Genomic DNA, 16,300 nt, shown 5'->3' with positions numbered 1-16,300 from the left:
AGGGATTAATATGATGCATTAAAGGTAAAGAAATAAAAAGGCTGTATCAAATATCTTGATACAGCCTTTTTACATCCACGAATGGATTAAAGTGTTAAAGCTAATTTGGTAAATATATAACGACCATTGTTGCCGAATTGTTGTCCTGTTCTGGAATAAATAAAATATCCGGCACCTCTTAGACCAGACCCTTCTCTAGTTTCGTCGGGATAAATATCTAAAAGATTATTAGCTCCTAAGGTGAACCGTAGGTTTTTTGTAATGGTGTAGCCAAGACTTAGATCTGTAACGATCTTCCCTTTAAAGGTTTGGTAGTCAGCTTCTGTGTTTGTCGCACCATCAACATCTCCAAAATAAACATTGCGTAAGAACACATTGAATTTATTTAAGCTATAGTTCAAGGTAAGATTTACTTTTGTACGAGGTACTGCTGATTCTAAATAAATGCGTGATTGGTTGTCAAAATAAGTACTTTCTTTACCAACAAGTTTCTCTGAAGCATGAATATCTCCTATAATATTGGTCTTGACGAATGTGGCAGAAAGGTCGGTCCGGAGTTTACCTTTTCCTATATCTTCATTATAAGTAAGGACGACATCTATACCTTTGGTTTCTGTATCAATTGCATTAGCAAAAAAGCGCGCTGATGTTGCATTTGACTGTGCTAATAGATCATAGATTTCCTTGTCTTGTTCGCTTGCATTTGAGGCGTTGCTTCCTGTAAATGTTCCTGTATAAATAATCCGGTTATCTATGGCGATAAAATATCCATCTACAGTGGCTTTGAATTTGCCATAATTGGCTGTTAATCCTGCACTATATGAGCGGGAGGTCTCTTGTTTTAGTGATGGTATGCCGAGTAGCTGTGCGGGTCTACTGTCATTTGTAAAAGTTCCAGAATTGGTAATGACACCATCATTGAATAAGCTAGAGGTTGCATTGAAGTAACGTTGGTGAAGCGATGGGGCTCTAAATCCTGTACTTGCAGCTGCACGAAATGTAAAAATATCATCTACTTGATAACGTGTCCCTAGTTTCCAATTGAGGGTAGATCCAAAGTCAGAGTAGTTTTCAAAACGTAGAGCGCCTGTTAATAACCAACTCGTGGTTATATTGGCTTCTACATCGGCATATGCACCCACTGAAGAGCGTGTTTCGTTAACTTCATTGTCAGGCCTAAATCCTGGGAATGCTTGAGCTCCCGATGCATACGGTCTCCCATTTTGGGCAAATCGTGTTTGAACATTTCCTTGGATATTTGGAATTAAGATCGGGTCTCCATTTCCATCGGTACCAATTTTTATTGCTTTTCCATAATCTGCGTAGGATGACTCTTCTCCAGCTACAATTTGGTAATTTTCATAACGGTGTTCAAATCCAAAGGCAACGTTTATTCCTGCTAATGGTTCTTCGAAGAATTTAGTGAAGTCTAAATTACTTGTGTTTTGAATAAAGCGATATCCTCCATCATCAAATGTAGTGGGAGAGGCTTTTAACAAACTAGCGTTTAAAGAATTTTGAGTTTGGAAGTCAATTTGATTTGATCCATAAGCATTTGATAAATCTACTTTCCAACCTGAAAATTCTGATTTTATTCCCGTGGCGAGTGATTTATCATAATTATCGGTAACAATTAATGGTAAAAACCCATCTGGATATATTTCACTGATATTTTGAGTAATTTGTGCTGGTTGTCGACGAAATGCTGCTGAAGTGCCTTTTCTGTAATTCAATCCTCCAAAGGAATAAAATTCTGAATGTTCTGATAAGGGTATTTTTGAATTAAAAAATAAAGAACCACCTTTTGTTTCGGCTTGACCAATTCGTGAAACATAATCTGCACGTGTTTTACCGAGTCTTGCGAGTTCATCATTGGTGATATCTACCCCTGTTGGATTAGGATATAAACTTGGATTATTGTAGTCTGAAAAGATTGTTCCTGTAAACTCTTTTTGCCGATTTGTCGGTTGCCGGAAATCGTATGAACCAGAGAAATTGATAAATCCCCCGTTTTTAGTTACTGGAATACCGTAATTGACATTTGCTTGTACACTTTGTCCATCATAATTATTCTCGGCATTTTTCGATAAATAGCCGCCGTAAGTGACTGATGCACGTAGTTCATCGACACTATCTTCAATAACAATATTGATGACACCTGCAATGGCATCGGATCCGTATTGAGCAGCGGCCCCATCTCGTAGAATTTCTACTCTTTTTATTGCTGATGTTGGTATGGCATTTAGATCGGTCCCAACTGATCCTTTACCAAACGATCCATTTATATTCACTAAAGAAGTGGTATGACGACGTTTTCCATTGACAAGCACCAATACTTGATCAGGGCCTAAGCCTCTTAGTGATGCGGGGTCAATATGATCTGTACCGTCGGATATGGTTTGTGTATTGGAGTTGAAAGATGGTGCAACGTAATTCAGAATTTGGTTTAATGATACTTGACCGACATCTTTTGTTAAACCTTTGATATCTATGACATCTACAGGTGCGACGGTCTGTAGATTGGATCTTCCTTGCGCTCTTGAACCAATAACGACAACTTCATCTAATGAAACGCTTGATAGTTCGAAATTGATTAGACCTTCAATACCCTGAGAAATTGTAATTTCTTTAGTTTGGGTAGTAAATCCAATATGAGATACAACTAATGTATTGATTCCAGATGATGCTGGAATATTGAAACTCCCATCTTCTAATGATTTAGTTGATGTATTATTACTCGTGTTTCTAATGGTAACACTGCTTAATGGTAAGCCATTATTGCTGACTTTACCTCTAATCACTTCTTGAGAGAAGGAATATAGGCTAGTTACGGTTAATGCACTTGTTAATAATATTTGATATAAAGTTGATCGTTGTGTAGAATTTTTATCCATAAAGTTTATATATTTAAGTTAATATCTTCAAATATATAAAGTCTACCTGATAACTAGTATATTTATTTTTAAAATAATTTTCCGTAAACCACTAGTAACGTTGTTATTGTTCTTTTAACTTCTCATTGTTTTTATGACGATCTGCATCACGAATTGATTTTTTTTCCAAATTTTTTTCGAGTGCATCGGTCAAGTCGATACCTGTTTGATTTGCTAAACACATCAAAACAAAAAGAACATCAGCCATTTCATCTGCTAAATTTACTTCTTTATCCGATTTTTTAAAGGATTGCTCTCCATATTGACGAGCCATTATTCTGGCGACTTCTCCAACTTCTTCCATGAGCATGGCAGTATTGGTCAATTCATTGAAATAACGAACGCCTGTCGTAGTGATCCATTTGTCAATGGTTTCTTGTGCTTCTTTTATGGTCATCTTATTAGAAATTTTCTTTATCCTGTGTATTCATTATAATAGTAACAGGACCATCGTTTAATAGATCAATTTTCATATCCGCACCAAAAATGCCAAGCTGAATTTTTTTGTCCAGCAAGGTGCTGAGATAATCGGCCATTTCAATATACATCGGTTGAGCTTTCTCTGGTTTGGCTGCACGAATAAAGGATGGACGATTTCCTTTTTTTGTTTGTGCAAATAATGTAAATTGAGAAATGAATAAAATATTGCCAGCAATATCTTGTATGGATTTGTTCATCAATCCGTTCTCGTCGTTGAATATGCGTAGATTAACAAATTTTTGAGCCATCCATTTCATATCCTCTATAGTATCTTCTTGTTCAATTCCGATTAGAATTAATAATCCATTTTCAATTTGACCTGTAATCTTATTGTCGACTGAACAGTTTGCTCTAGAAACTCTTTGTATTACTGCACGCATAGGGCAATGTTAAGAAAAAAATGTCAATTATTGATTTCACTTTTGTTAATGGAAGTGTTGGTGATCGTCAAGGTTTAAAAGAGTGGATCAAAAAAAACACACGCTTTATATAGCGTGTGTTTTTTTTAATTAGAATTTGACATTTAGGCTCAGCATATAATTAGTTGTCGCCTGTGGATAGTAGAAATTAAAGTATTTTCGTGAATCTCCGTCCATATAACCCCAGGTATATCCATTGGTTTCATATTTTTCATTTAAAATATTGTTAATGGTTAAACCCAGATCTATATTTTTGACGCCCAGTACGGAGAAGCTATAGTTAGCTCTGACATTGTTTACAAACGAGGAGTTGATACTTCGTTCTTTTGCAGAGCTGTTGTCTAAGTATTGTCTTGAAATATACTTAGACAGTAATGCAATCTGTAAAGAAGGGAGTGGAGCATAAGTAAATTCACTTGATAGGATTGTTGCAGGAGAAAGAGCAATATTTGTCTTTTTGATAAATTCGCCGCTCGTTTCATCTGTATAATTTTTAATTTTATTCTGGCTTAGACCAGCAGTTGCTTTCCATCCAAATTGGTTGGATATTTTCCAAGCCGCATCAAATTCTAATCCTACGCGATAACTATCAGGAATGTTCATCCTTAGAGCAGAACCGACATCATTTAGTGCTCCTGTTGGGATGAGCTGATCTTTGTAGAACATACCATAAAAATTGGTTCCGATGTTAAAAGCATCATTTCTGAAGCGATAGCCGAGCTCGATATCTTGCATTTTTTCTGGCTTGGGATTGTTCCCTTTTATATCCACAAAATCATTACGTACGGGTTCTTTGCTCGCATAAGCATAAGATGCATACCAATTTGCATGTTCATTGATCAGGTAAGTGAAGCCAACTTTGGGATTTAAAAAGTTGAACGTTCTTTCAAAATCCATTCCTTTGATTTTATCATCATCACCTTTAACTTTGTAAAAGATATTGCGATACTGTACATCTGCGAATAATAACCAATTATCTAATGTGAAATCTGCTTTTAGAAATGTACTAATATCATTTTTTGTTGCATCATTTAAATAATATTTATCGCCCAAGTTGCTAGTTGATGCATATTTTGCCCAGATAACTTCTCCATAATGATCTCCTTTATATTGATTTAAAGCCCCACCCCATGTTAATTTCAGGGCTTGAGATGGATTGTAGTTGAAAGAAAAGGTCGTGCCGTAGAAGTAATTGTCTAACCATCTTCTTCTGACTAAGTCAGTTTTGGTGATGGTATCTGTTCCGATGATGACTGGCGGCAGATTATATTTAGATAAAGCATCTTCAGGTCGAAATTCCTCATAATATCCGGCTCCTCGAGTATAATGTAGGGCTCCATTGAAGGTTAGTTTTTCATTGATAAAATTGGTGTAGTGTAACTGATGATGAGTCTGGGTATAATTATCAGTTTGATTTTTATATAAGTATTTGTTGTAGGTACGACCTGAATTTAATAAGTTCTGTGTTTCTAATTCTGTATAACCATCATTGATTGCATAATCTTGCATTCCTGCTATATCATTATTTAATCTTGGTTCTGGAGTGCCATACCAAGATTGATAGGTCTTTTCTTTTCCAGAGAATACAATCGCTTTTAAAATTTGTTTATCACTGTAATATCCTCCATCTACATAAAATGATTTTAGATTGGAAGATGCACGATCGATATAACCATCACTTAGAATGCGAGAAAGGCGTACGTTAAATGCAAATTTATTGTTTAATAGGCCTGAACCAATTTTTAATGTGTTTTTCCAAGAGTTATAAGAACCATAGGAGTTGTTTAGTTCCACATAGGCATCTTTTTCTAATGTATTGGATTGGATATTTAAGGATGCTCCAAATGAACCAGCTCCATTAGTAGATGTTCCGATGCCTCGTTGAATCTGAATGCTCTCTGTTGAAGAGGCAAAGTCTGGAAGGTTAACGAAAAACGAACCCATACTTTCGGCGTCATTTAATGGTATTCCATTTAAGGTTACATTGATACGGGCGTTATCAGAACCTCGTATTTTCATACTGGTATATCCGATACCAGCACCGGCATCAGAGCCTATTACGACAGAAGGCGTTTGATCGAGTAGATAAGGAATATCTTGTCCGAAATTATTTTTAGCAATATCTTCCTTACTCAGATTTTTGTAAGTGGTGGATGAATTGTTTTTGGCGCGGGTGGCTTGTACAATAACTTCTTCGGTTTTTATCCTAGAAGGATCTAGATTGATTTCTATAGAGCGATTGTCCAGTAAGTTAATTTGTTTTTTTTCAGTACTGTACCCTAGATAGGAAACGGTTAAGTCATATTTCCCTTCAGATAGATCTGAAAATTTAGCTATTCCATTTTGATCCGACTTCTTGCTGAGGTGGTTAGATAATATAATACTAGCGCCTTGCAATGTTTTTTTTGTAGAATTGTCGATTACTTTGATTGATAGCTGATGTTGCGCAGATACGGAAAGTGCGATTCCTAATAGTACTACTGTGCTGATTAAATTTTTAATCATGATTTTTTAATTGAATTTTGAGTTAAACAAACTCTTGCAAGGGGTTACAACAGTTTTATAGATATTTAACTAACCTTTTCCCTCCGCCAGCATTATCTGGATCAGGTGCACAATACGAATGGTATTGTTGGGTATATTCTCAGCCTTTATTCGTGTTCTTGGAACAAGGCACCCCTTATTGATGTTGCGAAGTTATTAAATATTTCTAGGACTAAAAATAATAAGTGTAATTGCTTTATATTAAGTTGATCGTTTTTATATCAGTTTCATCTTTTTAGTAAAATTGTCACCATGATATTGAGCAAGTTTGCTTAATGAATGGAAGGTCGATGTCTACTCTCCACAGTTATCATATTATTCAAACAATTGTAAGTCTGCAGAAATACATTTTTACGGCTTCATTTCCATTAATGAGTAGATATCAGGAAATGCTGACATGACGTCAGCAAATCGCTACAAATTTTTTAAAAGTCATCTAAAAATGTAAATTTTTGATAATAAATTGGCTGAAATTAAACTTATTTATTACCTTCAACTAATATGCTAAAATTTAATAATTTAGCTGTTTGCGGTTATTATTTAGCAATAAATTGATTTTAATTAAACTTGAAATTTATTTAAAATTTTTATAGCATAATGTAGCTAAAAGGTTTTTATAAATTTTATCATGTGTAAATATTTAAACTATATTAATACAGGTTTGGTTTGAATAGGAAAATTATTTTAATTATATTTTGGCACGAATTTTAACGTTAGTATCCACAGTTACTTTGCATTAACCTGTAATGCAAAAGTGATTTTAAGTTTTTATGATAATGAAATATTTTAGCGCTAACTATATTTTACCAATTACATCTTTGCCAATCAAAGATGGAGTGGTAAAAGTAAATGATGAAGGTGAAATTTTAGCAATTTATGAAAGTAAAGCCGCTGAATTGAAAGACCAGCACATCGAAAAATTTGAGGGAGTAATTATTCCTGGATTTATTAATGCGCATTGTCATTTAGAATTGTCTCACATGAAGGGAGCAATTCCGCAAAAAACTGGATTACCAGCTTTCCTCTCTTCAGTAATGACAAGCAGAAATGCATCTTTGAAAGTTATTGATAAGGCTATGGCCGAAGCGGACGCAGAGATGTACAATAATGGAATTGTAGCGGTTGGGGATCACGTTAATTCGGATAACACTTCTAAGATCAAAGAATCGAGCAAAATTCTTTATCACACATTTGTTGAAATTTTTGGTGTAGAACCTGAAGAGGCAGATGGCAAATTGCAAGAGGCAAAAGATCTAATCCATGAATTTGATCCTGCTCACTCTTCTCTGACGCCCCACGCGCCTTATTCATGTTCAAAAATTCTTCTTAAAAAATTTAAGAAGGCAGTTTCTGATGTAAACATCATTAGTATCCATAATCAGGAGAGCGATGATGAAAATAAGTTATTTCGTTATAAAACAGGTGGTTTTATAGATTTCTTTAAAACAATCGGCAAGAATCCAGACTTATTTAAGGCTCAAGCAAGAAATTCGATTCAATCTTATTTACCGTATCTGCCTCATCCGAATAAATTGATTCTTGTGCACAATACTTTTACATCTTTAAAGGATCTAGATTTTGTTGATCGTATGGGACGTGATATTGTATGGTGTTTATGTCCAAAAGCTAATTTATATATTGAAAATCAATTACCGAAAGTTCTAAACTTTGTAAACGATAATCAAAAAATAGTGATTGGTACGGATAGTTTAGCTTCGAATGATACGCTTTCTATTCTGGATGAATTGAAAGTTTTACACAAACATTTTGATAATTTGGATTTTCAACAATCGATTCAATGGGCAACTATTAATGGGGCTCAAGCTTTGAATATCGATCGCGAATTTGGATCTATTGAAGTTGGTAAAAAGCCAGGACTTGTTCTATTGAAAAATATGGAACATTTCAGACTTACAGATAAAGTTACTGTACAGCGATTAGTATAGTAAATTACTCAAAATCTTCTGTACTTTTGTTGATATGAAACATGTAAATATTTCTATTAAAGGAAAAGTACAGGGGGTTTATTTTAGATTGACTACTAAAGCCGTTGCAGATCAATTGGGCATAAAGGGTTTTGTAAGAAACTTAGCTGATGGTTCTGTGTATGTTGAAGCGGAAGGTGATGATTTTGCCTTGGATTGTCTAAAAGAATTCTGTGAAGAAGGACCAGAACGGGCTGAGGTACAAGAAGTGACTTGTGAAGAGGGGACTTGGAGGAACTTTAATAATTTTGAAGTGCTAAAAAAATCAACCAAATAAATCCTAATATCTTGTCTGTTTTTAAAAAATTTGCTGGACAAACTCTAATCTATGGTCTCAGTACTATAGTTTCCAGATTACTGAATTTTGTTTTAACCCCAATTTTCGTTCGTAAATTTGAAGCTTCCACTTATGGAATATTCACGAACATGTATTCTTGGGCTGCGATGATTAATGCTTTCCTTGCTTTCGGCATGGAGACGACTTACTTTAGATATTTACAGAAGGTAGAGGAAAAGGATAAAGCTAAAGTTTTTAATAACAGCTTTGTTGTTACTATTTTTACTTCTTTGATTTTTCTATCTACGATTCTCCTATTTTCTAATGATATTGCTGCTTGGTTTGCGAAGGATAATATAGATTCTATAGGAGAATATAAAAGCTACGTTTATTTCGTGGGTTTAACACTTGTGGTAGATGCTTTAGCGGTTGTACCTTTTGCTAAGGTACGTGCCAATGGCCGACCCCTGCGTTATGGTATATTGAAGCTTGCCAATATTAGTACTTTTGTCCTGCTAAATTTAACCTTTATTATCTTCATCCCCTATTTAATTAAAAATTTTCCTCATACCGCACCTTATTTTTCATCTTGGTTTGTGGATTCTTGGTTAGGATATGTGTTCTTATCCAATTTTATCGCTAGTGGATTGACTTTATTGATGTTGCTGCCGGAGATTAGTACTTTTAGTTTTAAAATTGATAAGGTATTACTAGGGGATATGTTTCGTTATAGTTTCCCAATATTGATTGCTAATATTTCATTTATCATCAATGAAAATCTTGACAAGATGCTGATGCCAGAGTTGCTTCCTAAAAATATTGCTGATCGTGATGTTGGGATTTATGGGGCTATAGCAAAAATTGCTGTCTTTTTGAGCATTTTCGTCCAAGCTTTCCGTCTAGGAGCTGAACCTTTTTTCTTTTCATATGCAAAAAATGAAAATTCTAGAAAGGTTTATGCTATGATTATGGAATATTTTGTAATTGCCATGATGATGGTCATGATTGGTTTATCTGTCAATATTGAATGGCTGAAGTATTTTATTGAAGGCGGATCGCCTGCTGAAAGTGCCGTATATTGGTCTGGTTTATTTATTATTCCTGTTATCTTGTTCAACTATGTCATGCTCGGTATTTATATGAATTTGTCCGTATGGTATAAACTCTCTGATCAAACGCGATATGGACTTTATATTTCAGGTATCGGGGCTTTAATTACCATCATTCTTTGTTACCTACTCATTCCTCGGTATAGCTATGTAGGTGCCATCTATGTCACGTCCATAACTTACCTCGTGATGGTGTTTTTGTCTTATTTTTGGGGACAAAAGAACTATCCAATACCGTATAAGATTTTAAAAATTGGAGCTTATATGTTGGTGGGAATAATCATTGTTTATATTCACTATACCGCCTTTGATCGTAATTTTTGGATTGGCAATATCATGTTGATTGCTTATATCATGGGAACTGTTTTTGTCGAGAGAAAAACAATTCTTAGGATCATGAAGGCTAAAAATTAGAAGAAGCGATTTTTAAAAAATTGCTTCTTCTACAAAATTATGTTGAATTTCATCTAAAACTTCTTGAATCTCTTCGAAAGTTTGTAGACTGACTAATCTCATCCTGTATTCTTTAAAATCTGGTATTCCTTTGAAGTAATTTGAATAATGGCGTCTCATTTCAAAAATACCTGTTTTGGGACCTTTCCACTCAATGGATTTTACTAAATGTGTTCTGCAGACCTCTACACGTTCAGCGATCGTTGGTCCAGCTAGGCGCTCACCTGTTTTGAAAAAGTGCTTTATTTCTCTAAAAATCCAAGGATAGCCAATAGATGCACGACCGATCATAATGCCGTCTACCTCATACTCTTGACGCCAAGCCACTGCTTTTTCTAACGAATCTACATCACCATTTCCGAAAATCGGAATTTTAATGCGTGGATTACGCTTAATATCACGTATCATAGACCAATCGGCTTGTCCTTTGTACATCTGAGCTCGTGTACGGCCATGAATCGATAATGCTTTAATACCAATGTCCTGCAAGCGTTCTGCAACCTCATAGACATTCTTCGTATTGTCATCCCAACCTAAACGTGTTTTTACGGTGACAGGCAAGTGCGTACCTTCTACAACTGCTTTTGTCATCGCTACCATGCGATCGATATCTTGTAATAGACTAGCTCCTGCTCCGCGACAGGCTACGTTTTTAACAGGACAACCGTAATTAATATCGATTAGATCTGGATTTGCTAGGGTACAAATTTCAGAAGACTGTCTCATGTGTTCGATTTCCGAACCAAAGATTTGAATTCCTATTGGTCTCTCATATTCGAATATGTCCAACTTTTTACGTGATTTTGCAGCATCACGAATCAATCCTTCGGAAGAAATAAATTCGGTATACATCATATCTACACCGTTTTGCTTACAGACAAAACGGAACGGTGGATCACTCACATCTTCCATTGGAGCGAGCAACAAGGGAAATTCTCCTAAATCTATATTTTCACCAATCTTAACAGACATATTTGATTTTTTTACAAAGATAGTAAATTTGATATAGTTCTATTTATGCTGTTTTTGATATGAATGTCATATGATAATAAAACGGGATATCACGATTTATTCGCGATTTATTGTAACAGATACTATACACAAAGAGCTATCAAGTTAAAATTTGATAGCTCTTTGTGTATTATTTTGACCCTTCAATATTGTTATTTTGAGATCTAGTTATAATCTATTTTTTATCTCTTCAGATCCTGTTGATCGTTTTTTTGTTGCATTTTCAGAACCTCCAAATCGATAATTGAAAGATAAAATAGCGGTTCTGCTGTCGGGATTAGATCTTCCTATTAATCTAACGGCATTTGAAATGGTTTCATAACGACGATTATTAGTATGAAATATATCGTTGACAACAAGTTTAATTGTTGCTTTTTTATTTAAGATGCTCTTTTGTATTCCTGAATAAACAACCCCATAACTTTTGATATCAGTTAGACCAATAGTCAATCCGGAATTATAGTTTCCACCAATCTCTATTGACCAATTTTTTGGGAGTTTAAAATTATTTTGTGTATTTAATGATAATGTATTTCCTGAACGTTTGATCAAGGCATCTTCCTGTGGAATCTCGTATTCATTTCTATAGTAGTTGACAAAATGTGTTGCTGTCCACCAATTGAAAAATTGGGTAGGTGCCATAAATGATATTCCGTAATTTTTGAATGAGCCAATATTTTCCGGTCTTTCGTAGGTGATCTGATCATTGGTAGGATCTAATCCAATGATCTCATTTACGACATTTGATCTGTCTGCATAATTTAACGTAAATATGTATTTGTTGGCTAGGGTGTAGTTCGCTTCATATGCATGCTCGTAAGCGGGATCTAGTTTTGAATTTCCTTCTGAATAGGAGAAAGGATCAGTATACACACGGAATGGATTTAGGCTCCAAAATGAAGGTCGTTCAACACGATAGCTGTAACTTAATTGCAGCTTGTGATTGTTATTGATGCTATAGGATAGAAATGCTGAAGGGAAAAACTTTAAATAATCTTTAGAGAATTGCTCATTTAAAGTAATTTGATTTCCATCGGTCGACGTGTGTTCTGCACGTAGTCCTACTTGTGTTGAAAATTTATCCCAGGTTTTTGAGATGTTGACATAACCTGCTTGTATTGTCTCTTTATAAATGAAGTGATTGCTTGTCGATTGATCGGGAACATAATTTTCGTTTTGAAGAGTATCATACCGCAGATCATTCTCTGTCCGGATATGGCTTGCTTTCCAACCCGTTTCTAATTTAAAGTTTTCACTAAAAGGAAGAGTATAATCGATTTTTGCTACGTATACTTTACTGTCAGACGGGATATCACCAATACGTGAAGATAGGGGGCGTATATTATTTTGATTTTCATTACTATATTGGGTAGTAAGTGTTTGATCCATTTTGGAATAATGGTCAATAAAATCTACATCTACTTTTAGTTCGTGACCATTTTCATTAAATTTCCAATTATAATTGATGTTATAAAGCATATCTTCCCATCTTTCTTTCCCTTCGGTTATAGTGGAAGCTGACCAGATGAGATCTTTTGTTGTATAGTTTCTAAAATGATTGGTGGTTGGTTCATATTTTGGATATTTACCAAAACCTCCATTTACTAGAAAGCCTAGAGTCTGTTTAGACGTTAAGTAAAAGTCCATCCCAACTCTGAAATTATTAGAACGAAGTTTCGGCTGTATCTTGTTTTCCTGTTGAGCAAAAGTTTCTGGTTCTTCTCGTGAATCTTTATAAAAATAGCGTGTTAATGAATTGTAATACTCTAGATTTTGAAAATATTGATTGTAATTTCCAAAGATGTTTACTTTATCGGTTCTATAATTCAAGTCCAAACTTCCACCGAGATGTAGTCCTCGACCTGCACCTAAATTACCAGAGACAGTCCCATTCCACCCTTGCTTTAACCCTTTTTTAAGGACAATATTGATGATACCTGAGGTTCCGGCCGCATCTTGTTTGGCGTTTGGATTGGTCATGACTTCTATCTTGGTAATATCTGTTGATGAAGTACTTCTTAATAAATTGGCGAGCTGATCTGCAGAAAGATAGGTCAGTTTACCATTGATCATGATAGAGGCTCCTGATTTACCCTTTAAACTGAAACTGCCCTTATCATCCAAGCTGATTCCTGGAATCTTGGTGAGTAATTCTAGACCACTATTTCCGTCTGCCAGTGCTGAGTTTTCGATATTAAATACGGTTTTATCTTGGTGTTGTTCAATAAATTGTTTGCGTTTATGGATAACAACTTCGTCCAGATAGGCATTGTTTTGTTGAAGCATTATTTTTCCAAGATCGTGTTTATTGATGTGCTCGCTTAATGTAAAATGTGGGGTTAATAGATCTTGGTGGGTCATGTTTTTTATATGCACATAGTAATTTCCATTGGATGTATTTGGAAAAGTAAAATTTCCAATACTATCTGCTACTATAATTTTTGCGACACGCCCATCAGGAGCATGATGTAGACTTACTTGTGCATATGGGATTGGTGCTGCATTTTCATCTATGATACGACCAACGATTGTAGTAGAATTTTGAGCATATGCAGCAAATAAGGTGAAAACTAAAAATAAACTAATAAAGTATCTACAGTGATGAAACATGTCAGCAAGTTTAAGAGGTTACGGATGGAACTTTTTTGGATTTTTTTACTGTTTTTTTCTTTTTCCCCCACCAGATATAGAAGCCAGTAATGGGTAAAGTTGCACAAATGAGTGAAGCTAAAAAGTAGATGATCTTAGTGGTCATTCCACCAATAAATCCTGTATGTAGGGCATAATTTGACCGCATGAGCCATTCTGTGGTATTCGCATCATCGATAGGTCCTTGTTTTCGACCAGTGAGTTCTAAAGTATTGCGATCAAAATTTAAATCTCTCCATGTTCCGTTTGCCATATCAGTACAAGCATAAACTGTTTTTTCTTCTTCTTCAGGATAATGTACGATAACTGCTTCTTTATTATGACGAGCGTATTCATGTCGCACTTTATACCAGATTTGATCCGCAACGAGCAATGCATCATTCAAAGGTTGATCATCTGGAGTTTCTTTTTCCACTTGTTCCATTTTAGGTTTATTTGGATATCCACCACTAAGCCATACCACGGATTTGCGCATCCAAGGAAAACTCATCACTAATCCTGTAAGACACATCACTAATGCGATTGTCAATGCGTAAAAACCTAAAACATTATGCAGGTCATAATTAATGCGTTTAAATTTAGCGCGCCATTTTATTTTGAAACTTTGTTCCCGAGATCTTTTATTCCATTTTTTTGGCCACCACAATATAAGTCCTGTTATTAATAGCGAAAAGAATATAAATGTACTCCAGCCTACAACTTGACGACCTATCTTGTTTGGCATCCATAAGTGACGGTGCCCCTCATCCATGAAATGAAAAAAATCTTCGTGGTTGACTACGGCTAGTATCTCGGCGGTGTAAGGGTTTACATAAACTAAGCTATCGGAGTGATCTAAACTTACTTTTACGGATTTGTCTAAACCATAATACCAAGAACTAGCAATTTCTTTGTCTGGAATAGCGGCTTGAACTGCTTTGTATATGGCAGAAGGCGGGAGCTGATCTTCGGATTTTTGTGCTTCTACCTGAATATAGTTTGTGGTTAATTCTTTTATGTCATGTTCGAAGACAAGTACACAGCCAGTAATACTCAGGATGACGACAGGTATACCTGCCGCTAATCCCAACCAAAGATGTAACCATGCATTAATTTTGCTGAGCATAATGATTTACAGTAATATGTATGAAGTGATAAAATTTATTCTGTCAAAGGGATACTTTGACAGAATAAATGGATTTTTTTAATAATTGATTTTACTCATTGACGAAACACCTGCTACTCCGACAAATTTTAAACCTTTTTTCGCTGTTGCATTCTTGATGTCAATGGTGTAAGTATAATATTGTTTGTCTTCTAAGCTTTGACATGCATAGTAAGCTTTGCTACCATCTTTTTCAACAAATACGACATCCTTATAGCCTTGTTGCTCATGAGCAGGAATTTCTTTGATTTCTGTCATCTTTTTTGTTTGGATATCTACAATATATAATTTTACTAATCCACCACCTACACCTTCAGCTTGCTGACCTTTATTATAGATGGTCATTAAAAATTTGTCATCTTTAAGATAGCTTCCTCTAGCAATTTTTCCATTTCCTAATGATTCGATATCAAAATAATAGTCTTTATCAAACTCATCTGTTCCTTTCTTGATTCTTAGGAATCCCGATTTGTTTTTAGAGGCTAATGATGCTTCATTTGCAGAGAACCACACATATGCATCGCCTTTATCGTCAACAGCAAGACCTTGCTGTGCCCACCAGTTTCCAATGTGTGAACCACGACCATCTCTGATGGTTTTTTCAAATTTCAACTCTGGATAAGAGAATATCCCGATATATGTGGTGTCGGTAGTGGTAAAATTACCACCCCAGTTGTTTGATCCGTCGCCAGATTGAAAAGGAACATATAATTTATTGCCTACTTGAAATACACCCGTCCAGATGGCCATTCTTTTTCCACCTAAAACTTTGGATAGATCTACGGTATTTTTATTTGCTATAGAGAAGTTTTGTGCATCGTAATTTCTTAAAGTTGCAACAGGGTTTGCAATACTTCTATTGGTCGTACCTAAAATAATGTTTTTGTCACCATAATTACCATAGATACCCGCAGATTCTGCATTTACTTGTTCATCTTTAAGTCTCTGGAATTCACCTTTGCTGTCAATATTATAAGGTGTTATAGGGCCTTGACCGCCATATGTTAATCCAAAGATGTAGTTGTTTTGATTGATAAAGGAATGTTCCGTTGCTGGCATGCCATTGCCTACAATACTGATAGAACCGTCAGTAACATTGTCTGTAGATAATATATATTTACCTGAAGTTCCAGACTCAGAACTACCCTGCCCGTCTACTATAAAAACAAATTTTTCTTTTTTTTCAGAATTTCCATTATCAATCCCGCTTTCAGAAGGATTGTCTTTTGAACATGCAGTAATGGCTAAAACGCCACATGCTAATGTTAGCATTCTTAAAGTGTTTAACTTTTTCAT

Annotated in this window: 11 protein-coding genes; 3 read left to right on the top strand and 8 right to left on the bottom strand. The window is 35.2% G+C overall.

Going from position 1 to position 16,300, the window contains the following annotated elements; translation table 11 throughout:
* Window positions 1–86: 86 nt before the first annotated feature.
* The 4 genes from C8N37_RS12515 to C8N37_RS12500 form a co-directional block, all read right to left on the bottom strand.
* On the bottom strand, window positions 87–2,894 hold the full coding sequence (locus tag C8N37_RS12515; RefSeq protein ID WP_108159202.1) for a TonB-dependent receptor: 2,808 nt from the start codon (window positions 2,892–2,894) through the stop codon (window positions 87–89).
* Window positions 2,895–2,997: 103 nt separating this feature from the next.
* Complete coding sequence (locus C8N37_RS12510) at window positions 2,998–3,330, bottom strand: nucleotide pyrophosphohydrolase (RefSeq protein ID WP_108159201.1); 333 nt, start codon at window positions 3,328–3,330, stop codon at window positions 2,998–3,000.
* 4 nt (window positions 3,331–3,334) lie between these two features.
* Window positions 3,335–3,793 (bottom strand): D-aminoacyl-tRNA deacylase, encoded by a 459-nt coding sequence (dtd, locus tag C8N37_RS12505; RefSeq protein ID WP_108159200.1) that lies wholly within the window; start codon window positions 3,791–3,793, stop codon window positions 3,335–3,337.
* 129 nt (window positions 3,794–3,922) lie between these two features.
* Window positions 3,923–6,337, bottom strand: coding sequence for a TonB-dependent receptor (locus C8N37_RS12500; RefSeq protein ID WP_108159199.1), 2,415 nt, complete (start codon window positions 6,335–6,337; stop codon window positions 3,923–3,925).
* 815 nt (window positions 6,338–7,152) lie between these two features.
* Between C8N37_RS12500 and C8N37_RS12495 the strand changes: the two genes are divergently transcribed.
* Genes C8N37_RS12495 through C8N37_RS12485 form a run of 3 tightly spaced genes read left to right on the top strand, consistent with a single transcriptional unit; the run spans window position 7,153 to window position 10,161 of the window.
* On the top strand, window positions 7,153–8,322 hold the full coding sequence (locus tag C8N37_RS12495) for an amidohydrolase family protein (RefSeq protein WP_228115705.1): 1,170 nt from the start codon (window positions 7,153–7,155) through the stop codon (window positions 8,320–8,322).
* A 34-nt stretch (window positions 8,323–8,356) separates the two neighbouring features.
* Window positions 8,357–8,638, top strand: a complete 282-nt coding sequence (locus C8N37_RS12490) for an acylphosphatase (RefSeq protein WP_108159198.1) — start codon at window positions 8,357–8,359, stop codon at window positions 8,636–8,638.
* Window positions 8,639–8,649: 11 nt separating this feature from the next.
* Entirely contained in the window at window positions 8,650–10,161 is a 1,512-nt protein-coding gene (locus C8N37_RS12485; RefSeq protein WP_108159197.1) for an oligosaccharide flippase family protein, read from the top strand.
* Window positions 10,162–10,173: 12 nt separating this feature from the next.
* Here the strand turns inward: C8N37_RS12485 and dusB are convergent, their stop codons facing one another.
* The 4 genes from dusB to C8N37_RS12465 form a co-directional block, all read right to left on the bottom strand.
* A complete protein-coding gene (dusB, locus tag C8N37_RS12480) occupies window positions 10,174–11,172 on the bottom strand; it encodes a tRNA dihydrouridine synthase DusB (protein ID WP_108159196.1) in 999 nt (332 codons plus the stop codon).
* 207 nt (window positions 11,173–11,379) lie between these two features.
* Window positions 11,380–13,821, bottom strand: a complete 2,442-nt coding sequence (locus C8N37_RS12475; protein ID WP_108159195.1) for an outer membrane beta-barrel family protein — start codon at window positions 13,819–13,821, stop codon at window positions 11,380–11,382.
* A 10-nt stretch (window positions 13,822–13,831) separates the two neighbouring features.
* A complete protein-coding gene (locus tag C8N37_RS12470) occupies window positions 13,832–14,965 on the bottom strand; it encodes a PepSY-associated TM helix domain-containing protein (protein WP_108159194.1) in 1,134 nt (377 codons plus the stop codon).
* Between the two features lie 78 nt (window positions 14,966–15,043).
* Entirely contained in the window at window positions 15,044–16,300 is a 1,257-nt protein-coding gene (locus C8N37_RS12465; protein ID WP_108159193.1) for a DUF4374 domain-containing protein, read from the bottom strand.

Source organism: Sphingobacterium faecium (genome assembly GCF_003054045.1).
Taxonomy (GTDB): domain Bacteria; phylum Bacteroidota; class Bacteroidia; order Sphingobacteriales; family Sphingobacteriaceae; genus Sphingobacterium; species Sphingobacterium faecium.
Note: the sequence above shows the minus strand (reverse complement) of the source record. Positions and strands in the feature narration are given on the sequence as shown.

Excerpts from the sequence above, each read along its gene's own strand:
- C8N37_RS12490 (WP_108159198.1), top strand. The coding sequence starts at position 8,357 with ATGAAACATGTAAATATTTCTATTAAAGGAAAAGTACAGGGGGTTTAT.
- C8N37_RS12500 (WP_108159199.1), bottom strand. The coding sequence starts at position 6,337 with ATGATTAAAAATTTAATCAGCACAGTAGTACTATTAGGAATCGCACTT.
- C8N37_RS12475 (WP_108159195.1), bottom strand. The coding sequence starts at position 13,821 with ATGTTTCATCACTGTAGATACTTTATTAGTTTATTTTTAGTTTTCACC.
- C8N37_RS12510 (WP_108159201.1), bottom strand. The coding sequence starts at position 3,330 with ATGACCATAAAAGAAGCACAAGAAACCATTGACAAATGGATCACTACG.
- C8N37_RS12465 (WP_108159193.1), bottom strand. The coding sequence starts at position 16,300 with ATGAAAAAGTTAAACACTTTAAGAATGCTAACATTAGCATGTGGCGTT.
- C8N37_RS12470 (WP_108159194.1), bottom strand. The coding sequence starts at position 14,965 with ATGCTCAGCAAAATTAATGCATGGTTACATCTTTGGTTGGGATTAGCG.
- dtd (WP_108159200.1), bottom strand. The coding sequence starts at position 3,793 with ATGCGTGCAGTAATACAAAGAGTTTCTAGAGCAAACTGTTCAGTCGAC.
- C8N37_RS12515 (WP_108159202.1), bottom strand. The coding sequence starts at position 2,894 with ATGGATAAAAATTCTACACAACGATCAACTTTATATCAAATATTATTA.
- C8N37_RS12495 (WP_228115705.1), top strand. The coding sequence starts at position 7,153 with ATGAAATATTTTAGCGCTAACTATATTTTACCAATTACATCTTTGCCA.
- dusB (WP_108159196.1), bottom strand. The coding sequence starts at position 11,172 with ATGTCTGTTAAGATTGGTGAAAATATAGATTTAGGAGAATTTCCCTTG.